Annotated in this window: 23 protein-coding genes and 1 pseudogene; 10 read left to right on the top strand and 14 right to left on the bottom strand. The window is 73.5% G+C overall.

The annotated features are described in order from the left end of the window. Positions 1-20: 20 nt before the first annotated feature. The 3 genes from UIS43_RS13925 to UIS43_RS13915 form a co-directional block, all read right to left on the bottom strand. The gene (locus UIS43_RS13925) at positions 21-395 is read right to left on the bottom strand and encodes a DUF6507 family protein (protein ID WP_013155052.1); all 375 of its coding nucleotides are present in this window, start codon (positions 393-395) and stop codon (positions 21-23) included. Further along, positions 392-739 carry a hypothetical protein gene (locus UIS43_RS13920; RefSeq protein WP_071622767.1) on the bottom strand — a complete coding sequence of 116 codons (348 nt, stop codon included), beginning with the start codon at positions 737-739 and terminating at the stop codon, positions 392-394. Before UIS43_RS13920 ends, UIS43_RS13925 begins: the two co-directional genes overlap by 4 nt. Positions 740-2,123: 1,384 nt before the next feature. Continuing rightward, a complete protein-coding gene (locus tag UIS43_RS13915) occupies positions 2,124-2,843 on the bottom strand; it encodes a DUF6069 family protein (RefSeq protein ID WP_013155050.1) in 720 nt (239 codons plus the stop codon). Between the two features lie 219 nt (positions 2,844-3,062). On the opposite strand from UIS43_RS13915, the gene alr reads away from it, so the two are divergent. The 5 genes from alr to tsaD all read left to right on the top strand — a co-directional run bounded on the left by alr (position 3,063) and on the right by tsaD (position 7,202). Then, positions 3,063-4,193, top strand: coding sequence for an alanine racemase (gene alr / locus UIS43_RS13910; protein ID WP_013155049.1), 1,131 nt, complete (start codon positions 3,063-3,065; stop codon positions 4,191-4,193). Positions 4,194-4,501: 308 nt separating this feature from the next. Continuing rightward, positions 4,502-5,014, top strand: a complete 513-nt coding sequence (gene tsaE, locus UIS43_RS13905; RefSeq protein WP_358455993.1) for a tRNA (adenosine(37)-N6)-threonylcarbamoyltransferase complex ATPase subunit type 1 TsaE — start codon at positions 4,502-4,504, stop codon at positions 5,012-5,014. A gap of 10 nt (positions 5,015-5,024) precedes the next feature. Beyond that, positions 5,025-5,702: a tRNA (adenosine(37)-N6)-threonylcarbamoyltransferase complex dimerization subunit type 1 TsaB gene (tsaB, locus tag UIS43_RS13900; protein ID WP_013155047.1), complete on the top strand. Its 678-nt coding sequence runs from the start codon at positions 5,025-5,027 to the stop codon at positions 5,700-5,702. Further along, on the top strand, positions 5,699-6,175 hold the full coding sequence (rimI, locus tag UIS43_RS13895; protein ID WP_019609823.1) for a ribosomal protein S18-alanine N-acetyltransferase: 477 nt from the start codon (positions 5,699-5,701) through the stop codon (positions 6,173-6,175). Before tsaB ends, rimI begins: the two co-directional genes overlap by 4 nt. Next, positions 6,168-7,202 carry a tRNA (adenosine(37)-N6)-threonylcarbamoyltransferase complex transferase subunit TsaD gene (gene tsaD, locus UIS43_RS13890; protein WP_013155045.1) on the top strand — a complete coding sequence of 345 codons (1,035 nt, stop codon included), beginning with the start codon at positions 6,168-6,170 and terminating at the stop codon, positions 7,200-7,202. Before rimI ends, tsaD begins: the two co-directional genes overlap by 8 nt. A gap of 60 nt (positions 7,203-7,262) precedes the next feature. On the opposite strand, the gene UIS43_RS13885 is transcribed toward tsaD, so the two are convergent. After that, positions 7,263-8,696, bottom strand: coding sequence for a GntP family permease (locus UIS43_RS13885; protein ID WP_013155044.1), 1,434 nt, complete (start codon positions 8,694-8,696; stop codon positions 7,263-7,265). Between the two features lie 132 nt (positions 8,697-8,828). Continuing rightward, complete coding sequence (locus tag UIS43_RS13880) at positions 8,829-9,794, bottom strand: 5-dehydro-4-deoxyglucarate dehydratase (RefSeq protein ID WP_370010234.1); 966 nt, start codon at positions 9,792-9,794, stop codon at positions 8,829-8,831. Between the two features lie 338 nt (positions 9,795-10,132). Here UIS43_RS13880 and UIS43_RS13875 point away from each other — a divergent pair, with 338 nt between their 5' ends. Further along, positions 10,133-10,915: an IclR family transcriptional regulator gene (locus tag UIS43_RS13875; protein WP_013155042.1), complete on the top strand. Its 783-nt coding sequence runs from the start codon at positions 10,133-10,135 to the stop codon at positions 10,913-10,915. 50 nt (positions 10,916-10,965) lie between these two features. Here UIS43_RS13875 and UIS43_RS13870 read toward each other — a convergent pair whose 3' ends face one another. From UIS43_RS13870 to UIS43_RS13845, 6 genes are all read right to left on the bottom strand, one after another. After that, entirely contained in the window at positions 10,966-11,229 is a 264-nt protein-coding gene (locus UIS43_RS13870) for a hypothetical protein (RefSeq protein ID WP_071622764.1), read from the bottom strand. Positions 11,230-11,299: 70 nt separating this feature from the next. Further along, positions 11,300-11,833, bottom strand: coding sequence for a hypothetical protein (locus tag UIS43_RS13865; protein ID WP_071622763.1), 534 nt, complete (start codon positions 11,831-11,833; stop codon positions 11,300-11,302). A gap of 300 nt (positions 11,834-12,133) precedes the next feature. Beyond that, on the bottom strand, positions 12,134-12,256 hold the full coding sequence (locus UIS43_RS13860; protein WP_013155039.1) for a DUF397 domain-containing protein: 123 nt from the start codon (positions 12,254-12,256) through the stop codon (positions 12,134-12,136). A 161-nt stretch (positions 12,257-12,417) separates the two neighbouring features. Next, positions 12,418-13,326: a phosphorylase gene (locus tag UIS43_RS13855; RefSeq protein WP_370010229.1), complete on the bottom strand. Its 909-nt coding sequence runs from the start codon at positions 13,324-13,326 to the stop codon at positions 12,418-12,420. Then, entirely contained in the window at positions 13,326-15,275 is a 1,950-nt protein-coding gene (locus tag UIS43_RS13850) for a hypothetical protein (RefSeq protein WP_370010226.1), read from the bottom strand. Before UIS43_RS13850 ends, UIS43_RS13855 begins: the two co-directional genes overlap by 1 nt. A gap of 127 nt (positions 15,276-15,402) precedes the next feature. Continuing rightward, the gene (locus UIS43_RS13845) at positions 15,403-16,083 is read right to left on the bottom strand and encodes a hypothetical protein (protein ID WP_013155036.1); all 681 of its coding nucleotides are present in this window, start codon (positions 16,081-16,083) and stop codon (positions 15,403-15,405) included. 119 nt (positions 16,084-16,202) lie between these two features. Between UIS43_RS13845 and UIS43_RS13840 the strand changes: the two are divergent. The 3 genes and pseudogenes from UIS43_RS13840 to UIS43_RS13830 form a co-directional block, all read left to right on the top strand. Beyond that, positions 16,203-16,907, top strand: a pseudogene (locus UIS43_RS13840) (NUDIX domain-containing protein); the annotation flags it as partial. A 212-nt stretch (positions 16,908-17,119) separates the two neighbouring features. Beyond that, on the top strand, positions 17,120-17,575 hold the full coding sequence (locus UIS43_RS13835; RefSeq protein WP_013155034.1) for a DUF6098 family protein: 456 nt from the start codon (positions 17,120-17,122) through the stop codon (positions 17,573-17,575). A 76-nt stretch (positions 17,576-17,651) separates the two neighbouring features. After that, a complete protein-coding gene (locus UIS43_RS13830; protein WP_013155033.1) occupies positions 17,652-18,620 on the top strand; it encodes a zinc-binding dehydrogenase in 969 nt (322 codons plus the stop codon). Here the strand turns inward: UIS43_RS13830 and UIS43_RS13825 are convergent. The 3 genes from UIS43_RS13825 to UIS43_RS13815 form a co-directional block, all read right to left on the bottom strand. Next, a complete protein-coding gene (locus UIS43_RS13825; RefSeq protein ID WP_370010222.1) occupies positions 18,610-18,831 on the bottom strand; it encodes a hypothetical protein in 222 nt (73 codons plus the stop codon). The genes UIS43_RS13830 and UIS43_RS13825 overlap by 11 nt on opposite strands. Positions 18,832-18,896: 65 nt before the next feature. Continuing rightward, on the bottom strand, positions 18,897-21,134 hold the full coding sequence (locus UIS43_RS13820; RefSeq protein ID WP_370010220.1) for a hypothetical protein: 2,238 nt from the start codon (positions 21,132-21,134) through the stop codon (positions 18,897-18,899). 716 nt (positions 21,135-21,850) lie between these two features. Next, positions 21,851-23,137 (bottom strand): SAM-dependent methyltransferase, encoded by a 1,287-nt coding sequence (locus tag UIS43_RS13815; RefSeq protein WP_370010217.1) that lies wholly within the window; start codon positions 23,135-23,137, stop codon positions 21,851-21,853. 262 nt (positions 23,138-23,399) lie between these two features. Here UIS43_RS13815 and groES point away from each other — a divergent pair, with 262 nt between their 5' ends. Next, positions 23,400-23,711, top strand: a complete 312-nt coding sequence (gene groES, locus UIS43_RS13810) for a co-chaperone GroES (RefSeq protein ID WP_013155030.1) — start codon at positions 23,400-23,402, stop codon at positions 23,709-23,711. Positions 23,712-23,797 lie beyond the last annotated feature (86 nt).

Here is a 23,797-nt window from a genome sequence, read left to right as displayed (position 1 = left end):
GGGAGCGGGTGCGGTCGGGGTCAGACGAGTTCGGCGTTCCCGCCCGGGGCGGGCGGCGGGGGCGGGTCGGGGACCACGCCGGCGTTGCGCTGCGCCTCCAGCGCCATCTCCTCGTTGCCCGTGACGTAGGCGGTGGTCGCCTCGCTGGTCTGCGTGACGGCGTTGCCGGTCAAGGAGAGCATGTCGCCCATGAGACCGAAGTAGTGTTCGGCGAACTCGCCCAGGGCGACCCCGATGGGGGCGCTGTTGATGTGGGTGCTGAGGGTGGTGACGCGTTCCTCGATCGTGGTCATATCGCCGAACAGGCCCTCGGACCCGCCCTCCTCGCCGAGGTGGGAGAGGGTGTTGACGAGCACGGTGCCGATCTCCGGGGGGTCGATGTCCCAGGCGGTCACGGGGATCCCTCCTGTCGCTGTTCGCGGGGCTTCTCGGGGGCTGGACGGGGGCGGAAGGCCTCGGGGCGGAAGGATCCGGTCCCGTCCTCGGGGCCGGGGCCGACGAGGGGCCCGGCCCCGGCCCGGGCGGCCTCGACGGTGTGGAGCATCCGGTTCAGGGCCGAGCGGACCCGGGTGAGGTCGGTGCGGGCGCGCAGGCGCATGTACTCCGAGGACCGCTGGATCCCGAGCCCGGGGCGCGGTGCCGACGGTCCCTCTGGCGGTTCGGGAACCTGTTCCGGGAGACGCGTCCGCGGTGGGGGCGCCTCCCCGTCCTCGCCGAGGCGCACGATGTCGAACTTCACCGGTCGTTCTCTCCTCCCCGCCCTCTCCGCGGCCCCGCCCGGGGTCGCTCACCATGCGGTGTGTACCGACGTACGGAATGTAGGCAATGGTTCCATTGCGGGGCGATCCACCGACATCCGCCGGGGCCGGTGTGGACGCCCGTCGGGGCAGGGAACGCCCCCGCGCCACGCAGGCGAGGCCAGGTCGGGAGGGGTACGGGCGGAGCACGGAGGTTCCGAGACCGTCCGGATGCGTGCGGTGTGCCATCCGGATCTGGCCGGATGCGGCCAGATCCGACGCACCCGTTCGGTGCTCCACGCCCGGGCGGCGGATCTGAGACGCCCCTACGGCGGCTGGCGGGCGGGCTCCGGAGTCCGCGCCGACCGCGCCCCGGGGCGGTGCCGGGATCCCAGCGCACGGAGCCGCTTCGGGGCGGGAGCGGTGTCGGAGTGCGTGGGTGTTCCGTGAGGGACGCGGACCGCTCCGACCCCGGATCCGGGGCGCTCCGTCAAGGGCGCGGACCGTTCCGTTCCCGGGCTCGGGGGCCTTCGGCTCCGGGGTGTCCGGTCAGGGCGCGGACGCGGCTCGGGTGTCGCGGAGGGAAGAGGCCCCCGGAAAGCGAGAACGCGCGTCCGGTGCGTCCGAACACCCGTCGGGCCGGTCGCGCCGCGGTCGGAACACCGATTCCCGGGCGGAAACTCCGGAATCCCCCGCGCGCGTTATCGGCCCTTTGCGGAAAAGGAGATCCGGCCGGCCTGGAGGGTGGGGACGCGGCCGGATCTCCGCTTCGCGGACCCGGAGGAGGGCTGGCGCGGGGAGGCTCCGCGCACGGGTACCGACCCGCTGGTCGGCGCCCTCCTCCGGGTCCTTGGGGGAGTGGGGGAGGGCTGAAAAACGGCAGGAGGGGCGGGGTTCGGGGCTTGGAGGCGCGCGGGCGGGCGCGGGGCCCGCCGGAGGGCGGGTTCGTGGTTTCCTTTTCTTTTTCCTCGCCTTTCCTGTGCTCTGTTTTTTCCCGTGCGTGAGCGCCTCGAAACGCCCGCCGCCGGTTCCGCTGATGATTTCTCCGGTGCGCTCTTTCCCCGCCCTGATGGGAATTGTTTTGCTTTTTTGTCGGAAAAGGAGGGATGAGGAGTTATGCGGGTCGGGTGGCGTTTTCGGGGTGGCTGCGGTCATGTGACCCGCTTGGTGGTGCTTCGTCGCACCCGGTCCCTGCCCCCGGCCCGTCCCTCACCCGGGCCCCGGGGCACGCGGAAGGGGGCGGAGCCGTTCGGCTCCGCCCCCTCGTGCGCCTCGGGTCAGGGGGCGCCGCTCTGGTTCCCGGGGTCACGGGTCACCCGGTCCGGCCGCTCGTCGGGACCGTCCGGCGTGCTGGTCGAACGGTGCGTCGGCCGCCCGGCGTACCGGTCATCCGGCGTGCTGGTCTCCCGGAGCCTGACGGCCGTGCTGGTCCCGCCTGGCCTCCTCCGCCTCCGCGTCCATCTGCTGGGCGCGGACCTGGTTCTTGCGGTACTCCCCCTGCTTCACGTCGGGCAGGATGCCCTCGTGCCGCAGGACGGGCTCCTCACCCTGCACGGGCTCCCTGGGATCCACGGCCTGCGTCTCGTCCCTGGGCTCCGGCCCGGGGTCCCCGACGGGCCTCACGGTCGCCTCGTGCGTCGTGTAGGCCGTCCGGGCGTCACCCGGGGCCCGGCCGCTCAGGGTGGAGGCGCGCCCCACGCTCCGCAGCAGGGTGATGATCGCGATACCCGTGACCAGGTTGATCACGGACGTGCTGACCTGGCTCGACGTGTCCACGGGCTCGCTGAACGGGGCGACGGCGGCGATCGCCGTGACCAGCCCCAGGATCCACCCGAAGAACTTCATCGCCCGCGGGGCGCTGAGCAGCAGCATGTGCATCAGCCCCGTGGCCAGCAGCGCCGCCACGGCGGCCATCAGCGCGTAGACCACCGTGCTCGCGTCGCCCAGTGCCCCCGCGTCCTCCGGTGCGAGCACCGGTACCCCGAACACTCCTCGGAAGACCAGTGCCCCCGCGAAGATCACCAGCGCCGCCACCACGGCGGTGGCCATCCCTCCGTACCACAGCCTCGTGGTGTTGACGGGTCGTTCGCTACCTATCTCGGTCATGCCAGTACCCCCAGATACTGTGCCTCTGGGCCGATCCCCTACCCCGCATCCACCCATGTACTACGGGTGACCGAGAAAACCCGCGTCGTGCCTGGTCACGCGGGACGCCCCGGGAGGCCGGGGAAAACGGTCACGCCCTCCCGGGCGTGTCCGACCCCTCGCCGGGCGTGTTCCGGCGCCGCTCCGCTCCGGTCCCGCGCACGTGGAACACTGGAGTACATGTCTCACTTCGCGCACGCTCGCGTCGACCTCGACGCGATCTCCCACAACGCGCGGGTGCTCCGCGGGTTCGCAGGGGGCACCCCGCTCATGGGTGTGGTCAAGGCCGACGGCTACGGGCACGGCATGCTCCCGGCAGCCCGCGCCCTGATCGCGGGCGGCGCGACCTGGCTGGGCACGGCCTTCATCGGCGAGGCCCTCGAACTGCGCCGCGCCGGACTGACCCCGCCCGTCCTGGCCTGGATCATCCCGCCCGGCGAGCCGGTCGCGGAGGCCGTCGAGGCCGACATCGACCTCGGGGTGAGCGACCGCGCGGTCCTGGACACCGTGATCGCCGAGGCCCGCCGCATCGGCCGCACCGCCCGCGTACAGCTCAAGGCCGACACCGGCCTCAACCGCGGCGGCGTGGGTCCCGCCGACTGGGGCGCCCTGGCCGAGGCCGCCGCCCGCGCCGAGGACGAGGGGCACCTGCGCGTCACCGGCGTGTGGTCCCACTTCGCCTGCGCCGACGAGCCGGGCCACCCCTCCGTCGCACGCCAGCTCTCCCGCTTCCACGAGGCCCTGGAGACCGCGGACAAGGTCGGCCTGACCCCCGAGGTCCGGCACATCGCCAACTCGGCCGCGCTGCTCACCCTCCCCGAGGCCCGCTTCGACCTCGTCCGCGGCGGGATCGCCAGCTACGGCCTGAGCCCGATCCCCGGCCTCACGGGGACCGGGCTGCGGCCCGCGATGACGCTGCGCTCCCGGCTCGCCCTCACCAAGCGCGTCCCCGAGGGCAGCGGCGTCTCCTACGGCCACCGCTACGTGACCGACCGGGAGACCACCCTGGCCCTGGTGCCGCTGGGTTACGCCGACGGGGTCCCCCGCGCCGCCACCAACCGGGGGCCCGTCCTCCTGGGCGGACGCCGCCGGGCCGTCGCGGGAACGGTCTGCATGGACCAGTTCGTCGTGGACGTCGGCGACGACGCCGTGGAGGCCGGTGAGTACGCGGTGCTCTTCGGCAACCCCGAGGACCACCCGGACACCCCGACCGCCGAGGACTGGGCCGAGATCCTGGACACCATCCCGTACGAGATCGTCACGCGGGTGGGCCCCCGGGTCCCGCGCGAGTACGTCGGCGGGGGCGCCTGAGCCCCTCCGGCACGGCCGTCCCCTCCGGGAGCGCGTCCCCTCCGGCGCGGAGTCCGTCCGAGCGGCACGGGGCCCGGCCCCGGCGCCGCACGGTCACGCGGGTCCCGCCGGACCGCGCGGCACACCGCGACGGCACGGCGGCCCGCGCAGCGGCGGGAGTCTGACCGCTCATCGCGATCCGGTCACAGACCTCCTCCATCCGGCCTAACCTGGGTGGAAGGGGACGCGCTCCGGCGGCCCCGCCCGCGCACGCCCCGACCCGGCGCGCCGCGTTCCACCATCCACCCAGACCACGAGCAGCGAATCTGATGACAGACGCGACAGCAACCACTCCAGGTGCGGCCACCGTCCGCGAGGTCACCGCGGCCACCGACGACGCCATGCGCACCCTCGGCCGCGACCTCGCCGCCCTCGCCCGACCCGGCGACGTGCTGATCCTGTCCGGGCCGCTCGGCGCGGGGAAGACCACCCTCACCCAGGGCCTGGGCGAGGGTCTGGGCGTGCGCGGACCGATCACCTCCCCGACCTTCGTCATCTCCCGGATCCACCCCTCCCTGACCGGAGGCCCCGACCTCGTCCACGTGGACGCCTACCGGCTCGGCGGGCCCGACGAGATCGACGACATCGACCTGGACATGACCCTCCCCGACTCCGTCACCGTGGTGGAGTGGGGCGAGGACGTGGCCGAGGGGCTCTCCGACGACCGGTTGGAGATCCGCATCGAACGCCACCCCGACGACACCCGCTCCGTCCACCTGCGCGCCGTCGGCGCCCGGTGGACCGGCGCCGACCTGCCCGGCTCCGCCGCCGGGCCCCGATAGGCGGTCACCCGTGCTCCTCCTGGCCTTCGACACCGCCACCCCGGCGGTCACCGCCGCCATCGGCGAGACCGGCGCCGACGGCTCCTTCACGCTGCGCGCCAGCGCCGGCTCCGTGGACGCCCGCCGCCACGGCGAACTGCTCGGCCCCACGATCGCCCGGCTCACCGAGGAGGCCGGGATCGTCCTGGCCGACCTCGACCACGTCGCCGTCGGCATCGGTCCCGGGCCCTACACCGGCCTGCGGGTCGGGCTGGCCACCGCGCACGCCCTGGCCGACGCCCTCGGCGTCCCCTGCCACGGCGTCACCACCCTGGACGCGCTGGCCTTCGCCACCGGGCGGACCGAACCCTTCGTCGCGATGACCGACGCCCGCCGCAAGGAGGTGTTCTGGGCCCGCTACGACGACCGCCTCACCCGCGTGGGCGAGGTGCGCGTGGACCGCCCCGCCGAGGTGGACACCGGCGGGCTCGCGCTGGTCGGCGACGGCGCCCGCATGTACGCCGACGTGTTCGGCGCCGGTTCCGCCGCGCCGGACCCGCTGCACCCGGACGCCGCAGCCATGGCGGAGCTGGCACTGCTGCGCCTGGGCCGCGGCGAGGAGCTGCCCGCGCCCAACCCGCTCTACCTGCGCCGTCCGGACGCGGTGGAGCCCGGTGCCCCGAAGAAGGTGCGCCAGTGGGTGAAGTGACGCCGACGCCGGGCCTGACCGGTGTGAGCCTGCGCGCGATGACCCCCGACGACGTCGCGGCCGTCATGGACCTCGAACACGCCCTGTTCCCCCTCGACGCCTGGAGCGAGGGCATGCTCAGGGACGAGCTGGCCGAGCCCACGCGCCACTACCTGGTCGCGGTGTCCGGGGACGCCGTCGTCGGCTACGCGGGGCTGCGCGCCGTCCCGCCCGAGGGCGACGTGCAGACCATGGCCGTGTCCGAGCAGGTCTGGGGCCGGGGAGTGGGCAGCGCGCTGCTCACCGAACTCCTCACCGAGGCCGGGCGGCGCGGTGTCACCCACGTGTTCCTGGAGGTGCGCTCGGACAACCCGCGCGCCCAGAGGCTCTACGGCCGGTTCGGCTTCGTGCAGATCGGTGTGCGGCGCGGCTACTACAACGGGGCGGACGCGCTCGTCATGCGGCGCGTCGCCGAGGAGGGGAACCATGAGTGACCTGCCGCTGGTCATGGGGATCGAGACGTCCTGCGACGAGACCGGCGTGGCCCTGGTGCGCGGCTGCGAGCTGCTCGGCGACGCCGTGGCCTCCAGCGTGGACCAGCACGTCCGGTTCGGCGGCGTGGTGCCCGAGGTGGCAAGCCGCGCGCACCTGGAGGCGATGACCCCGACCGTGCACCGGGCGCTGGAAAAGGCCGGGGCCAAGCTGTCGGACGTGGACGCCATCGCCGTCACCGCCGGTCCGGGCCTGGCGGGCGCCCTGCTCGTGGGCGTGTCCGCGGCCAAGGCGTACGCGATGGCCCTGGGCAAGCCGCTCTACGGCGTGAACCACCTCGTGGGCCACGTGGCCGTGGACCAGCTGGAGCACGGACCGCTGCCCAAGCCCTCGATCGCCCTGCTGGTGTCGGGCGGCCACACCTCGCTGCTGCTGGTCAACGACCTGGCCACCGAGGTGGTCTCGCTCGGCGACACCGTGGACGACGCCGCCGGTGAGGCCTACGACAAGGTGGCGCGCCTGCTCGACCTGCCCTACCCGGGCGGCCCGCCCATCGACAAGGCGGCGCAGCGGGGCGACCCCAAGGCGATCCGCTTCCCGCGCGGCAAGTGGGGCGACGGCACCTACGACTTCTCGTTCTCGGGCCTGAAGACCGCCGTGGCCCGCCACGTGGAGGACACCGACCGCCGGGGCGAGCCCCTGGTGGTCGCCGACATCGCCGCCGCCTTCCAGGAGTCGGTGGTGGACGTGCTCACCCGCAAGGCCGTGGACGCCTGCGTGGAGCACGGCGTGAGCACGCTGGTCATCAGCGGGGGCGTGGCGGCGAACTCGGCGCTGCGCGCGCTGGCCGAGGAGCGCTGCCGGGAGGCCGGCGTCGAACTGCGCGTCCCGCGCCCGCGCCTGTGCACCGACAACGGCGCGATGATCGCCGCCCTGGGCGCCGAGGTCGTGGCGGCGGGCCTGCCCGCGTCCACGCTGGACCTGGCCACGGACACCTCCCTGCCGGTGAGCTCCCCGCTGGCGGTGTAGCCGACGTACGACGCCCCGGCACGGAACCGGTTCCGTGCCGGGGCGTCGCGCTGTCGTCCCTCACCCGGCCAGCGCCAGGCCCGCGCTGATGGCGGCGGCGATCAGGAACGCGATGGAGCCCATGAGGGTCTCCATCACGGTCCAGCTCTTGAGCGTCGTCCTGATGTCGATGTCCAGGTAGCGGTTCATCAGCCAGAAGCCGGAGTCGTTGACGTGCGAGAGCACCGTCCCGCCCGCCGCGATCGCGATGACCACGAGCGCGATCTCGGGCTGCGACATCCCGGCCTCCGCGATGAGCGGGGCCACGATCGGTGCGGTCGTGACGATCGCGACCGTCTTGGACCCCAGGGCCACGCGCATGATCGTGGCGATGGCGAACGCCAGGACGATGGCGGGCAGGGCCGTGGCGGACAGGATCCCCGCCACGGCGTCGCCCGCGCCCGTCGCCTCCAGGACCTCGCCGAAGACCCCGCCCGCGCCGGTGACGAGCAGGACCAGGGCGGTCGGGCCCAGGGACGCGGAGGCGGCCTTCTCCACCCGCTCGCGCGTCATGCCCCCGCGCAGGCCCAGCAGCCAGAAGGACAGCAGGGTGGCGATCGTCAGCGCGGTGACGGGGTTGCCGACGAAGAGCAGGGCCTCCAGCACCGGACCCTCGGGGACCACCAGCGGGGAGAAGGTGTTGAGCAGGATGAGGGCCACCGGCAGGATGACCACGGCCAGGGTCAGCGACAGCGGGGGCGCGTTCTCGGGGACCTCGCCCAGCTCGTCGCCCTCCTCCCGGAAGGAGGCGGGGACGGGGACGAAGGTGCGGTCGCCCAGCCACTTGCCGAACACGTAGGCGCCCAGGTACCAGGCGGGCAGACCGCAGACCAGGCCCATGAAGGCGATCCAGCCCAGGTGCCCGCCGAGCAGTTGGGCCGCGGCCACGGGACCGGGGTGGGGCGGCAGGACCGCGTGCATGATGGCCAGACCGCCCGCGGCGGGCAGCGCGACGCTGATCAGCGACCGGCCCGACCGGGCGGCGACCGCGTACAGCAGCGGGACCATGATGATGAAGCCCACGTCGAAGAAGACGGGGATGCCCAGGAGCAGCGCGGTCAGTCCCATGGCGAGCGGGGCGCGGCCCTCTCCGAAGAGGGCGAGCAGGCGCTGTGACAGGAGCTGGGCGGCGCCCGTCTCCTGCATCATGCGGCCCAGCATCGCGCCGAGGGCGACGATGATGGCGATGCCGCCGAGGGTGTCGCCCATCCCGGCTTCGAGCAGGCCAGGAACGCTGCTGAGGGGCAGGCCCGCGGCGAACGCGACCGCCGCGCTCACCAGGAGCAGCGCGACGAAGGCGTGCAGTTTGGCCCGCAGGACCAGCACGAGCAGCAGGACCACGCCGAGCGCGACGGTGAGGATGAGGGCCCACGGGGGGAGGGACCAGGCCGCTGCGGGGGCTTCGCTCGCGGAGAGGAGCGCCCCGGGGACGGAGGGGTGGATGGTGGAGAGCATGGGAGGCCTTGTCTCGGAAGGTGCGGGCGCTCCGCCGCGGCGGGACGCCCGGGGGCCGCGGCACCGGAGGGGGACCCGGTGGCGGAGGTGGTTCTCCGGGGCGGGGGTCCGCTCCGGCGAACCCGGGGAGAGCTACCGGCGCGCCAGACGGGCGGCGAGGTCGAGCCCGGCGTCGAGGAGCCGCTCGGCCTCCTCCAGGTGGGCGGGCTCGGGCGCGGACAGCGGGGCGCGGACCGGGCCGACGTCGGCGCCGATCGCCGCCGCGCGCGTGCGGGCGACCGCCTTGACCAGGGACACCGAGTAGCCGGGGCCCCGGTCGCGCAGGCGGACCCAGGGGATGAAGAAGCCGTCGAGCAGCGCGTCCGTCGCCGCCGTGTCGCCCGCGCGGAGGGCGTGGAAGAAGGCGGTGGCGATCTCGGGGGCGAAGGCGTGCACGGCCGACGAGTAGGCGGGGACGCCGATCGCGGCGTAGGAGCGCGCCTGGAGTTCCGCGGTCGGGGTGCCGTTGAAGAAGAGGAGGCCCTCCGGGACGGCCCGGACCAGGCGCTGCATGCGGTCGAGGTCGCCGATGCCGTCCTTGAAGCCGATGACGCCGGGGATCCGCGCGATCCTCGCGAGGGTCTCCGGCTCGTAGAGGGCCTGGGCGCGCTGGTACACGATGACGGGCAGGCCCGCCGCCTCCGCCACCGCCCGGGTGTGCTCCACCAGACCGGTCTGGGTGCCGCCGATCAGGTAGGGCGGCAGCAGCAGGAGGGCGTCGGCGCCCGCCTCGCGGGCGACGCGGGCGAACTCCACGGCCAGCGGTGTGCCGTGGCCCGCGCCGGCGACCACGGGCACGGAGCCGCCGACGCGCCGGACGGCGGTGGCCACCGCGTCCCCGAACTCGTCGAGGCCGAGGCTGAAGAACTCGCCGGTCCCGCAGCCCACGAAGACCGCGCCCGGACCCGCGGCCAGCTGGTGCTCCAGGTGCGCCTCGAAGGCCTCGGGCGCGAAGGAGCCGTCCTCGGCGAACGGGGTGAGGGGGAAGGAGAGCACCGATCGGCGCATGCCCTCGGCGAGCCTCGCGGGGAGATCGGGATCGGTCCCGACGTCGCTCATATCGTCTCCATACGTAGATGACGTCTTTGTGTGTAGCCGCAGGTTATTTTGGGGGACACATCACGTCAACCTGGGACGCGGAGCACAGAGGGTGATGAAACGGGCAACACTGCGCGTGGCGCGGCGGGAGCGGACGCGGGGGAGGGCGGGGCCGCGAGCGACGGAAACCCCTGTGGCGGAAGGGTTCGGCCACGTGCCCCGGGGCGCGCGGGGTGATGCCCGGGAGAACGGCGTTCTACACTGAGGACCCCGAGGCGGACGTCCTCGCTCGCCCCCGGCGGGCCGTCCGCGGCCGGGGGGCCGACCCGGCCCGCACGCAGCAGGAAGGAGGCGGTCGAGTGTCGGCCGCGGAAGGTCACGGCGGTGTCCGAGAGGTCAAGTCGGCGGCGCGCACCGTCGAACTCCTGGAGATCCTGGCGCGCTACCGGGACCCGGTCACCCTGCGCACCCTCTCGGAGGAGATGGGCATCCCCCGCAGCAGCCTGTACGCGCTGGTGCAGACGCTCGTGAACCGGGGCTGGGTCCGGTCCGACCCCACCGGGGCCCTCTACGCGCTGGGCATCCGCGCGCTCTTCACCGGGACCGGCTACATCGACTCCGACGCCCGGGTGGCCCAGGCTCGCGGCCACCTGGACTCCCTCGCCGAGAAGCTGGGGGAGACCGTCCACCTCGCCCGGCTCGACGGCGGCGACGTCGTCTACCTGGCCACCCAGGAGTCACGGCACTACCTGCGCCCCTTCAGCCGGGTGGGCCGACGGCTGCCCGCGCACAGCACCGCCCTGGGCAAGGCACTGCTGGCCGAGCGCGAGGACGAACAGGTGCGCGACCTGCTGCCCGCCAAGCTGGAGGCGCTCACCGACGAGACGATCACCGACGTGGACGCGCTCCTGGAGGACCTCGCGCTCATCCGCGAACGGGGCTACTCCACGGACGACGGGGAGAACGTCGTGGGCCTGCGGTGCGTGGCGGTGTCCCTGCGCTACGACAACCCTGCCGTGGACGCGCTGAGCTGCTCGGTCCCGACGCCCCGGTACACCGAGGAGGTGGCCGCGGCCGTGTTGGAGGCGCTGATGGAGGCGCGGGCGATCCTGGAGCGCTACTGGCCCCCGACCCTGGGGTGAGGCGCGGGGGGCGAGGTCTCCCACCCCCCACGTGGTCATGGTGCCCGCCCTCAGCCGAAGAGTTCCTCGGGGCTGTCGACGGCGACGGCCTTGGGAACCCATGCCTCCAGGGTCTCCGGGTCGTCGCAGGACTCGACGCGCTGGCGGACCTCGTCGGAGACGGTGAACCCGCGCGCGGCCAGGACGGCGAGCACGCTACGGGCCGCAGCCTCCGCGCGGCCCTCTTCTCGGCCTTCCTCCCGGCCTTCCTCACGGCCGATACCGACGTACTCCCGGGCGAAGTCGCTCTGCCACTCGTAGGTGTCCACGGCCATCAGGCCCTCATCTCGTGTTCTCGACTGGGCATACGGCTCCTTGTCGGGGTTGTCGGGAGGGAGAAGGAAGTTACGCGGGTGCGGCCTGGCGCTGCTGGTCGTGCCAGGCGCGGATAAGAGAGGCGAGTTCGGCCCATTCGGTGCGCCGGGCGGGCTCAGCGGGCCGGACGACGCCGAAGCGGGGCGCGGGTTCGCCGAGCAGGTCGCCGCCGGGGTCGTCCCGCCACTGCTGGAGCAGAGCGGCGGCGCGTTCCTGGACGAGGGCGAACGCGCGTCGGACCTCGTCGGTCTCGGCTCCGGGTTCGGCGCTTCGGGGCGCGGGAACCCGGACCGTGGACGCGCGTGCGCGGAGGCGCTCGTGGGCGGCGTAGTAGGGCCTGACCAGGGCGATGTCCTCGGCCGGAACGGTCTCGCTCGGAGGGGCCAGGTGGGGCGCGGGTGCTGAGGCGGGGAGGGGCGGGGTCTCGGGGACGTAGCGGCGGACGCGGGTGGAACGGCGGCGACGACGACCGGCCACCGTGGAGTGGCGTCCGCAGGGGGCGGAGAGGAGGGCGATCAGCGGGCCGAGGGCACGGCTGAGAAGGGCAGCGCTAAACTGGCGCATGCTGGCAATTCCTTGTGTCTAAAGGGGTTGATGTTGCTGGCCAAGGCCCCGGGCGGAGACAACCGTCGCGGGGTCGTTCGTGCTTTCAGTTGTGTGTTCGGGAAAAGGGTAAGGCATCGCGGGAGTGCTTGGAGAAACTACGGCGAAGTAATGTTCGATAAATCCGCAGGTCGGCCGTCATTGCAGTTCAGAAGCCTCGCGAGGACTTTACTCGCCAAAAAGAAAAAAGGTTCTATCCGGGCATGGGGTACAAAAAGGCTCCTGTCCCGGAAACGCGGGACGGGGGCCGGTGCGGTGCGGTCAGCGGTCGCCCTTGGCGGAGGCGAGGAAGCCGGACCAGGCGGGGCTCCCGAAGGCGAGGTGGCCGTGGTCGCGGTGCTGGGTGTCGCGGACCAGGGTGCGGGAGCCCTCGGCGACCTCCACAGGGGACAAGTTCTCGCGTCACGCCGCAGGATGTGTGGGTTCCCACGAGCCAGGGAATGCCTGTGTCCTCTTCCCCGGTTCTCGGCGGGTCGGTCCGCTCCTCAGGTGAGTCCGGCCGGGGCGGCGCCTGGCCGCCGCCCCACCGGGTTCCCCTCCCGGGATCAGGCCTCGGAGCCGAACAGGTCCAGGAACTCGCAGGCGAAGGCCGCCGCGTGGGCGGCGGCGACCGGCTGCCAGAAGTCGTCGGCGTCCCCGGTCTTGCCGCTGAGCAGGTCGGAGATCCCCCGGACCACCAGCGAGTGCGTGCCCGAGGCCAGGTAGGCGCTGCGCAGGAACCCGTACCCCTCCATCTCCACGGCGACCGCGTCCCGGCAGTGCAGGCGCAGGCGTTCGGCGGTGAGAGCGTCTCTGGACGCCACGACCTTGTTCCCGGCGGCCACCGGCTTGACGAAGGCACGGGGCGGTTCGGGCGCTGGCGCGGTCAGGATCCGCTCCGTCCACTCCTGGCGGAACACCACGTCCATGGCCCGCTGCACGGCCGCATGCGACGGGGCCGCCGTCCTCGCCCCGGAGAGGAAGCCCTCCCCGTTCTCCTTGCCCGTCTCGTAGTCGTAGATGGCGTCGGCCACCACCACGTCCCCGAGCCGCACGTCCTTGACGCCCCCGGCCACCCCGACGAACAGGATCACCTCGGGGGAGAAGGCCGTGCGGGCCCGTTCCAGGGACACCCCCGCGTCCACGTTGCCCAGGCCGACCTGCACCAGGGCGACCCGGCGACGGCGCCGGGATCCGTGCAGCGTGCCGATCCGGTACAGCGTGCCGTTCTCGTCGCGCTCCTCGAAGGGCCCGGACAGGTGCGCGGCCACCGCCGCGTACTCGCTCGCGATCGCGGTGACCACCACCGCGTCCGCCACGGGACCGTCCGCGCCGCGCGCTCCCCGGACCCCGGCCCGCTCGGACGGAGCCGGTGCGGGCGGGGTGTGGTGGTGGATGTCGCCCGATCCGAAGGTGCTGTCCGAGAAGCTGTGCCGTCCTCCGTGGAAGGTGGCGCCGCCGCCGTCGCCGCCCATCACCTCGCCTCCGTCCTCGTGTTCTGCGGGACCGGGCCCGGGGCGCCGTCAGGTCCACCGGGAACGCCACCGCCGGGCCCCTCGTCCGCGTTCGGCGGGGTGTGGTGGTGGATGTCGCCCGATCCGAAGGTGCTGCCCGAGAAGCTGTGCCGTCCTCCGTGGAAGGTGGCGCCGTAGTTGCTGATGTTCTGGATGATGCGGGCGACCTGCTCGGTGTCGTAGCCCGCCTCCCGAAGCACGTCGCGGACGCAGACCAGCACCTTCTCCGGGATGGCCCGGGTGACGCGGCGGATGTCGTGCGACTGGAAGAGCTGCCGGACCCGGGGCGTGGCCGCCCTCTCCCGGACGCCCATCCGCGGGGAGTAGTCGAAGAACTCCTTGTTGCTCCGGGCCCAGGTGTGCACCCTGTTGTTCCTCCTGGTGGCCGACCGGGAGGCGACCCAGGCCAGGGCCTCGGCCGGGTTGGTCCGCAGGTCCTCCAGGACGCCGAACAGGGAGTCCCCGACGAGCACGGCGACCTCCCCGGCGTCGGAGCCGACGGACAGCGGTTCCTGGGGAACCCGGTAGTCGGGGGACAGGGGAGGCATGACCATGGTCTCGCCCTCGACGTGCAGCAGACCGCCCTGGGTGGACAGGCGCACGAAGACCGTCACCACGACCTGGCTCTCCCACATGCTGATCCCGATCTCCAGGAAGTGCCGGGCGCGTTCGTGGAAGGCGTCGACGAAACCGTCGACCCACTCCTCGCGCAGCGCCCACCTGTTCCGGTCGATCAGCCGCGGGGCGAGGGCCACCACGTCGTCCTGGCGCAGACCCGGCAGGAACACGCAGTCGGCCACCTCGACCTCGCGCCGGCTGCTGCTCCGCACGCCCTCGGTCCCGGTGAGCTTGGGCAGCTCCTCGCGCAGCCTGGCGTAGAGGTCCTTGACCAGGGTCGCGTCGGCCGCGGGAGGGACCTCACGGCCCTCGTCGGGCCGCTCGTACGCGCCGTCCGCGGGGGAGGCCGGGGCGCTCGCGCCGTTCCCGGCCCCGGTCCCGTGGCCGTTGGCCGCCTTCCGGTCCCCGCCGGTCTCCCGGTCCTCCGCCGCGTCCGGCGGCTGCGTCCCCCCGCCGTCCCGGGGCAGGAGCTTGAGCATCACCGGCCAGGAGCTGTGGTGCGCCCCGGTGCCGACGAAGGGCGTGAAGTCGTTGTAGAAGGCCACCGGGACGGAGCCGACACCGCTGCCCGTACGGGGGGAGGCCGCCGCGCTCCGGATGCGGCGGAACGCGGTGTTGGCCCTGAACCGGACCCAGCCGCCGATGGCCACGGCGGCGGCGAGCAGGACGAGCAGACCCAGCCAGAAGGGGATCAGGGAGCCGAATCCGGGGCCGGCGGGGAGGTCCTCCGAGGGGTCGGTGGACCCCCAGGGGTCGTCCTCCATGCCTCCCGTACCGTTCATGTCGCCCATGGCGTCCGCCCCTGCGCCGAACAGCGGCACCAGGAGCGGGGAGGCGAAGGTGTAGAGCATGTAGAGGGCGACCGCGCCGAGGACCAGGGACACGCAGCCCACACGGGGCCGGGCGCCGTCGTGCGTGGCGCGGTACCGCGCCGTCATCGCCAGGGCGAGGACCACGGCCAGGGTGAGGAGCCCCGCCGGGAGGTTGAAGGGGCAGACCAGGAGGGCGGCGCCGAGGAACAGCGCCCCCGCGGTGGCGCGGACGTTCCTCGCCCGGACGCACTCCTCGGTGACCAGGGCCGCGTCCAGCCCGGGTTCCCGGGCCAGGGTGCGGTGGGGGTTCTCCACGCGTTCGCGCAGGACGTCGGCGCGAAAGGCCGGGTCGGTCCAGGCCGCGCAGCTCAGGCGTGAGGTGGAGTCGTACTCGGGCGCGCCCGCGACCGCCTCGACGCTCGCCGCGTCCACGCGCGGGGCCGCGCCCCGTCCGTTGTTGTGTGGTTGTGTCTGGGTCACGACAGGCTCCTTGGGGACACCGAGCCCAGGGGCGGCGTCCTCTGACGAGTGGTCGGGGGGATGGCGGTCGGCGGATGGCACCGCCGCCCGGGGCCCTTTCCGGTCGCGGGCTGAGGCCGAGGGGTCCTCAGGGGTCCAGGGAGGGCGTGTCGCCGGGGACCCGCGCGGAGTCCCAAGCGGTGTCGAAGATCCGTAGGGCGAAGTCGTACAGCTCACCCGGTCGGTGCGCGACGATACACGGCGAGTGGCGCCCGTGTTCGGCACTTCGGTACAGCGTGATGAAGGCGATGTTGTCGGTGGCGACGACCCGGTAGAGGTTCGGCAGGTCGTAGAGGCGGATCTCGGTGTTCGCCCCCTCCCTCGACGCCTGGGCCAGGTAGTGGAAGTTGGCGAGCACCTGCTCGGAGAGCAGTCCCGGGCTGAACCCGGGGTCCACGGAGATCAGCTCCCTCTCCCGGCGTTCCAGCCAGTTCCCCCCGGGGCCGGGGGAGTGGGGGTCGGGCAGGAGAACCCGGACGGAGTCCGGCGGCCGTCCTCCGCCTCTCCACAACGGCGTGAAGCCGTCCCGGGTGAGTTCGTTCCCCCGCCCGACCATGACGCGCAGCCACCGTGCCCGGCCGATCTCCTCGGACAGCTCGGACTTCGCGTCGTCCTGGTGCCGGTGGACCCGCAGGGCCCCGAGCCCGCTGAGGCGGGAGGCCGCCGACAGGAGCCACCAGCGGACCCGCCGGGACAGCAGCCACCCCAGTCCGACGGTGGCGGCGGTGGCCGCCAGGGAGCTGGCGACTCCGAGCGTGAACTCCGTCAAGGCGTGCTCCTCGCGTGCGTTCCGGCGGGTCCGCGGCGTCCCGGGAGGTTTTTCTGGTCAACATGACCTTAATGGAGTCCCTGGTTTTGGTCAAGGGGACCTTTAGTAGGATCGGTGGGATGAGTTCCAGTGCGGGGCCCCCGACGCCCAGGTTTCCGGTTTCCGTGACCGTCGACCTCGTCATATTCACCGTGCGTGACGACGCCCTGCACGTGCTGCTCGTGGAACGGGGCAAGGAACCCTTCCTCGGCCGCGGCGCGCTGCCCGGCGGGTACGTCCGACCGGAGGAGGGCCTGGACGAGGCGGCCCTGCGCGAACTCGGCGAGGAGACCGGACTGGACGGGCGCAAGCTGCACCTGACGCAGCTGCGGGCCTACGGCGACCCCGGCCGCGACCCGAGGGGGCGGGTCGTCACCGTGGCCTACCTGGCGCTGGGGCCGGACCTGCCCACCCCCGTCGCGGGGACCGACGCCGCCGACGCCGTCTGGACGCCGGTCGAGGAGGCGCTCGGACCGGGCTTCGGCCTGTCCTTCGACCACGGCCGGATCCTGGCCGACGCGGTCGAGGAGGCGCGGTCCCGGCTGGAGTACACGACCGTGGCCGCCGGTTTTTGCCGGGAGCCCTTCACCATCAGCGACCTGCGCAGGGTGTACGAGGTGATCTGGGGTATCTCCCTGGACCCCAGCAACTTCCGCCGCAAGGTCACCAGGACGGCGGGCTTCGTCGAGCCCACGGGGGAGCGGCGCACCGCGGAGGCGGGCCGTCCCGCGGCCCTGTACCGGTTCGGCGGCGCCCGTGAGCTGTACCCGCCGCTCCTGCGCTCCGGTGACGTGGCGGGGGCGGGGGAGCGCGCCGAGCCGGTGGACGGGGCTGAACCGCTGAGAGGGCGCGGGTCGGTGGGCGGGGTTGAGCCGAGGAGGGCGCCGGGGCAGGAGCGCCGGGGTCGGGGCGCGAGCCGGTGAGCGGGGCGGCGGCCTTGCCTCCGTGTTGACGCGGGGCCGGGCTTCCTCCCCGACGGGCGGGGTAGTCGGGCCGTATGGACGCGACTCCTCAGCACCACGGCTCACCGGCAGCCCTGCCCACCGTCACCAGCCTGTCCGAGCTGGCCGACCTCGTCCGCGGCCGCGACCGCCTCTACCTGCGCTACTCGGACGGCCCCGAGCGGGACCGCCACGTCGTGAGCAAGGACTACGAGAGCGAACTCGAACTCCCCGGGCTCTCGGTCACCGTCCTCACCCCCGAGTCCTGGTGGACCCGGCCCCTGGAGGACTGGCTCTCCCGCCAGGTGCGCAAGTACGCCTCCCTGGTCGAGGACGACCCGGACCGGGTGGGGTGGGTCCTCCAGGGCGACACCGTCGCCCACGGCCCCGACCACGAACCGCTCCTGGACGGGGTGCGGCCGGTCGCCTACCTCTCCGAGGCCGTGATGGAGGAGGCGCAGCGCAGGTACCGGGATCGCTTCGAGGCGGGAAGGAAGCCGACCGATCCGTAGCGGCCGGTCCGCTCCCCGCGCGTTTCGGCCCCCCGGGGGTGGAACCGGATTCGGTCTCCGTGGTTGGCTTCGGGGTATGTTCGCTATCACCGCAGCACGCTTCGCGCCCGACGACCCCGTCTCCGCCCTGGAGGCGGGCGAACGCCCCGACCCCGAGCCCCGCGAGGGGTGGACGACCGTCGACGTCAGGGCCGCGTCCCTCAACCACCACGACCTGTGGAGCCTGCGCGGCGTCGGGCTCAGCGAGGAGCGCCTGCCCATGATCCTCGGCTGCGACGCGGCCGGGGTGGACGAGGACGGCAACGAGGTCATCGTGCACGGCGTCGTCGGCGACCCCGCCGCCGGGGGAGGGGACGAGACGCGCGACCCCCGCCGGTCGCTGCTCTCGGAGGTCCACGACGGCACCTTCGCCGAGAGGGTCCTGGTGCCCCGCGCCAACCTGGTGCCCAAGCCGGAGGAGCTGTCCTTCGAGGAGGCCGCCTGCCTGCCCACCGCGTGGCTCACCGCCTACAGCATGCTCTTCGGCAAGGCCGACCTGCGGCCGGGCTCCACGGTGCTCGTCCAGGGCGCCGGGGGAGGCGTGGCCGCGGCGCTCATCCGGCTGGCGTCGCAGGTGGGCCACCGGGTCTACGCCACCAGCCGCAGCGAGGAGAAGCGGACCAGGGCCCTCTCCCTGGGCGCGCACGCGGCGCTGCCCACCGGCGAGCGCCTGCCGGAGAAGGTCGACGCCGTCTTCGACTCGGTCGGGCAGGCCACGTGGGCGCACTCGCTGCGCTCCCTGAAGCCGGGCGGCGCCGTCATCACCTGCGGCGCGACCAGCGGCGACGCGCCTCCGGCCGAACTCAACCGGGTGTTCTTCCTCCAGCTGCGGGTCCTGGGCTCCACCATGGGCACCCGCGAGGAGCTGGCCGCCCTGGCCCGGATGTGCGTGCGTACCGGCATCCGGCCCGAGATCGACCGGGTGCTGCCCCTGGCCCGGGCCGAGGAGGGCTTCCGGGCGATGGCCGGGGGCGAGCAGTTCGGCAAGATCGTCTTCACCGTCTGAGCGGGCCCGGCGGAGAGGCCGCGGACGCGGCGCGCGGTTTCTGACCTGCGGTGACCCTGTGCTCGTAGCCGTAGCCGTAGCCGTAGCCGTAGCCGTAGCCGTAGCCGTAGCCGTAGCCGTAGCCGATGCTGGTGCTGGTGCTCGGGGCCCGCTCCGGGCGCGGAACCCCGGCTTGCCGGCGCGGCCTGCGTACACACGGGGGCCGGGGCACCTCGGGTGCCCCGGCCCCCTCGCCGTCCGCCGGGCGGACCGCCTACGCGGACCCCGCGCTACCGGCTACTCGTCGTCCTCGTCCTCGTCGCGGCGGCGCTTCTTCTTGCCGTCCCGGCCGGGGCGCAGCAGCGCCTCGGCCAGGGCGAGCACCGTCTCCTCCAGGGAGGCGAACCGCTTGGTGATGTCGTCGTGCGAGTTCTCGACCGCTTCGGTGACGGTCTCCTCCAGCTCGTGCCGGTCCGGGCGCTGCTTCAGCTCGCGCAGCACCGGCGCCACGGCCGAGGTGACGTGCTCGTCGATCTCGTCCAGCTTGCCGGTGTGGTCCAGCTGCGGCCGCTCCACCAGCTCGGTCAGGCGGCGGTGCAGCTCGCTGACCTCCATGGTCTGCGGCAGCTGGTTGAGCCGCTGGTTGAGCGCCTCCAGCCGGTCGTCGAGGGCCTCCATACGGCCGTCCACGCCCTCGAAGTGCCCGCTGACGCCCTCGAACTGGCCCTCGACACCGTTGACCCGGCCGTCCAGGCCGTCCAGGCGGCCGTTGACGCCGTCCATGCGGCCGTCGATGCGGTCGAGCTTGCCCTCGACCCCCTCGAAGCTTCCCTCGAAGTGTCCCTCGAAGGTGTCGAAGCGGTCGGTGAGGCGGCCCAGCTCGTGGTCCACCTTGCCGGTGATCTGCGCCAGGTGGGTGTCGACCTTGCCGGTCAGGGCCTCGCGCTGGCGCTCCAGACGCTCGTCCAGCGCCGTCCGGTGCGCCTCCACCCGCTCGGTGAGCGACTCGGTCAGCGTCCGCGAACGCTCCTCGGACTCGGTGGCGAGCCGGTCGCCGTTCTCCTGGACGAACGTCCGCAGCTCGGCGAAGTCGGAGGTGACGCGCTCGGCGTCCTCGGCGATCCGGGCGCCCAGGGCGTCGGTGCGCTCGGTCACCGCCTCGCGCAGGCGCTCGGAGGCGGCCTCGGCCTGCTCCCGGGTCTCGGTGCGGCCCAGCTCCATCTGCTCGTTGAGCTCGGCCAGGCGCTGGCGCAGGTGGGTGCGCAGCTCGGTGAGCGACGACTCGTGGTCCTCGCGGAGCTTGGCGAGCGCGCCGGTGACGTCGGCGACCGCGGCGGTCGTCTCGGCGTTGTTCTCCTCGGCCTGGGTGCTGAGGTAGCCGACGCTCTCGGCCAGCTTGGCGGCGAGGGATTCGTGGCGCTCGGCGGAGGAGGTGGACAGGGCGCCCAGCTCCTCGGTCAGGGCGGCGGTGCGCTCGCCCAGCTCGCCGGTGTTCTCCTGAAGGCGCGACAGCAGCGTCTCGTGCTGCTCGGCGGTGCGCTCCTCCATCGAGGTGCGCAGACGCTCGGTGCGCTCCTCCACGAGCGTGCGCAGCTCGCCGTTGGCCTGCTCCGCCCTGGCGGCGGCCTCCTCGGCCTTGGCCTCGACGGTCTCGCCCAGCCGGGCGTCGGCCGCGGCCAGGGCCTCGCGGCTCTCGCTCACGACGGCGGTGAGGCTCTCGCGGCTCTCGTTGACGACGGCGGTGAGGCTCTCGCGGCTCGCGGCCACGGCCTCTGCCAGCTCGGTGCGGCCCTCGGCCAGGGCCTCGGAGATCTCGGTCCGCCCGCCGGCGAGCGCCTCGGCCAGTTCGGTGCGGCTCTCGCCGACCGCGGTGGTGAGGGCCTCGTGGCGGCTCTCCGCCGACTCCGAGAGCGCGGACAGCGACGCCTGCACGGCCTCGGTCCTGGCGGTCAGGGAGGCCAGCGCGGTGTCGAGCGCGTCCAGGCGGGCGCCGAAGGTCTCGCTCAGCCCGTCCAGGCGGGCGCCGAGGGTCTCTCCGAGTCCGTTCAGACGGGTGTCGAGGCTCTCGTCCAGCCCCGTCAGGCGCTCGCCCAGCTCGTTGACCTGCTCGGAGGTGCGGTTGCCCGTCTCCGCCATCCGCTGGAGGCGGGTGAGCGCGGTGTCCAGGTGACCGGCGATGCGGTGGGTGTCCGCGCGCAGGGAGGGCAGGTCCGAGAGGGGCTTGACCTGCTGGGCGACGACCTCGATGTGCTCGGCGAGGGTCTCCGCCCACTCCGGCGGCCGGGCGAGGAACTCGTCGACGCGGCCGTTGACCGTGGCGACCGACTCGGTGAGGGCGGTGAGCTCGCGCTCGCGCAGCTCGCGGAGCAGCCACTCCATGCCCTCCAGGCGCTGGCGCATCTCCTCGCTGACGGCGCCCTGCGACTTCTGCTCGGAGACGTGCTCCTGGGCGGCCTGGGAGAGCAGGTCACGCATGCGGTCGGAGATCCCCGCCTGACCTCCTCCGTTGAGGAAGTTGTGATTGGTCTGTTCCACCGAGGTGCTCCTTATTTTTCTGGCGCTCCCGTACCCGTCCGGGGGAGTGGACGGTGGGTTCCGGACGGCTCGGGTTCTCGATGGTCCCCGGGTGGGCGGTGTTTTTGCACCAGTACGGCCTCATCGTGACTGGAGTGTGACTGAGCGTATACACGCGAGGCAAGGCCTGTTCTTCTGCTGAACCGCGGGGGCGGGTCAACGATCACGGCCTTCCGGGTGAATCCATGAGAAGGGAAAGAATTCGCGCCGCCAGTTTAACGACACGCGCCGCTCCTCCCCCAGGGGACCGCCAAAGATCTGGGTGGGGAAGGTAACGATCTGGCCCGATGTCGTGATCCGCGGCCCCAGGGTGCACTCCAGCCACCTCGTCCACGGTTGTCCACAGGTGGGAACGTGTCCTTGCGGGCCGGTCGCGGGGAGGGGGACACTCGAACACGGGGGCGGCGCACTCACCCGACGGCGACGCGTGGCGCCCCCGAATCCAGCCTAGGCCGACGCCTCCACCGCCCGCCAGCCCCCGTCGGGCCTGTGGACACCGGCACGCGCTCCTCGCGAACGGTCCCCCACCGGCGTCACCATCGACGCCGACGGTGACGCCGGTGGCAGGAGCACCGGTGAAGGCGGCCCCGTACGCGCACCGGTGGCGGAACCCGTCGCCCGCACCGGTCGGCCCGCACCGGTCGGCCCGCACCGGTCGGCCCGCACCGGTCGGCCCGCTAACCCCGCCGCGGGTCGCCCACCTCGCGGCACAGCAGGCAGAAGGGCCGCTCGCCGATCCGCGTGAGCACGACCGTCACCGACTCCGGGCCGGAGGCGCGCAGGTCCCGGCGCAGCTTCTCGGTGTCCACCGCCGAACCCCGCTTCTTGACGGTCACCGTCCCCGCCCCGAGGCCGCGCACCGCCGAGCGCAGCCGCTTCAGCGAGAACGGCAGCACTTCCACCACCTCCAGCACCCGCCACAGCGGCGAGAGCACAGCGCTGTCCGCGGTGAAGTACGCGATCCGCTCGTCCAGCAGGGCGCCGTCCACCCGCGCCGCCGCCTCCGCCACCAGGTGCGAGCGCACCACGGCCGGGTCCGGGTCGTACAGGTAGCGCCGGGCCGACGCCACCGGGGCCGGGCCCAGACCGGGGTCGGCGTCCAGGTGCGCCACCGCGCCCTCGCGGGCGAGCAGCCCCTCGCGCTCGTGCAGCACCGTCGCCCGGCGCCGCGGCCCGTCGGCCAGCGCGCCGAACCACAGGGCGGTCTCCTTCAGCTCCCCGTCCACCGAGATCCACTCGGCCGCCGCGTCCCCGGGCAGCGCCTCGTGCGGGATGCCCGGCGCGGCCTTGAGGCAGGCCGCCTGCGCCCCCGAGGCCAGGTCCACGGCCGTGTCCCACGGCGGGGAGTAGGCCGAGGGGTCGAACACCCGGCCGCGCCCGCCCCGCCGGGCGGGGTCGCAGAACAGCAGCGGGTACCGGCCGGGCGCGGTCGCGGAGGCGTCGCCCTCGCGGACCCGGGCCAGCCCGGACAGGCCCAGGGCCCCGATGTTGGCGCGGGCCACCGCGACCGTGAGGGGGTCGGCGTCCACGCCCTCGACCGGAACGCCGCGCGCGGCCAGGGCCAGCAGGTCCGCGCCGACCCCGCAGCACAGGTCGCCCGCGGCGGCGCCGTCCAGGCCCCGCCCCGACGACCCGGCCGAGCCGATCGCCCCGGCCATGCGATCCGCGCGGTAGTCGGCCACCACGCGCCGGGTGGACTGCTCCAGCCCGTTGGGCGTGAAGAACATCCGCCGCGCGAGTTCGCCGAACTTGGCCCGCCCGCGTTCGCGCAGGGAGACCTGGGTCAGGACGGCGTTTACCAGCTCGGATACGGGTAGACCGGGGTCGAGGGCCGCCACGCGCGGATCACCGCGCAGCAGTGAGGCCGCGGCGAGCTGGTCCCCGGCGGCGGCCTTCGGGTCCACCCCCGCCAGGACCTCCCGGCCCGCGTCGGTGAGCAGGGCCTCGAAGGCGGGCAGGCGCATGGGTTCCCCCCGGGCGTCGAAGGAGCGGTGTTCGGACGCGACCGGGCCCCGCCCCGGAGGGAGCCCCCGGGGAAGTCCCCTGACCGGGGGTCACGGTCACATTTCCATTCTGGCACTCTCGGGGGTAGAGTGCTAACCGCGACGAGGCCGGTCTGGCACCCGCGACGACAGGCCGCCGTGGTCGCCCCTTTTTCGCAGTCGGTCCGTGCACCAGTGCGGGCCGAGATCAGTACACCGAAACCTTGAAGGGGGAGGTCACACCGTGTCGACCGCCACCAAGACCGTGCTGAAGCCGCTCGAGGACCGCGTCGTGGTCCGGACGCTGGAGGCCGAGCAGACCACCGCTTCCGGTCTGGTCATCCCGGACACCGCCAAGGAGAAGCCCCAGGAGGGCGAGGTCCTGGCCGTGGGCCCGGGCCGCTGGGACGACGAGGGCGAGAACCGCATCCCGCTGGACGTGAAGGTCGGCGACGTCGTCCTGTACAGCAAGTACGGCGGCACCGAGGTCAAGTACGACGGCGAGGAGTACCTGGTGCTCTCCGCCCGCGACCTTCTCGCTGTCGTCGAGAAGTAGGTCTCCGCGGGGCCCGCTCCATCGGGCCCGGAGCCATCCGCATCCCGCACCGGTCGGCGCACAGCCGGGCGGGCGGGATGCTCTCT

Source organism: Nocardiopsis sp. LDBS0036 (assembly GCF_041228755.1).
GTDB classification, from domain to species: Bacteria; Actinomycetota; Actinomycetes; order Streptosporangiales; family Streptosporangiaceae; genus Nocardiopsis; species Nocardiopsis dassonvillei.
Note: the sequence above shows the minus strand (reverse complement) of the source record. Positions and strands in the feature narration are given on the sequence as shown.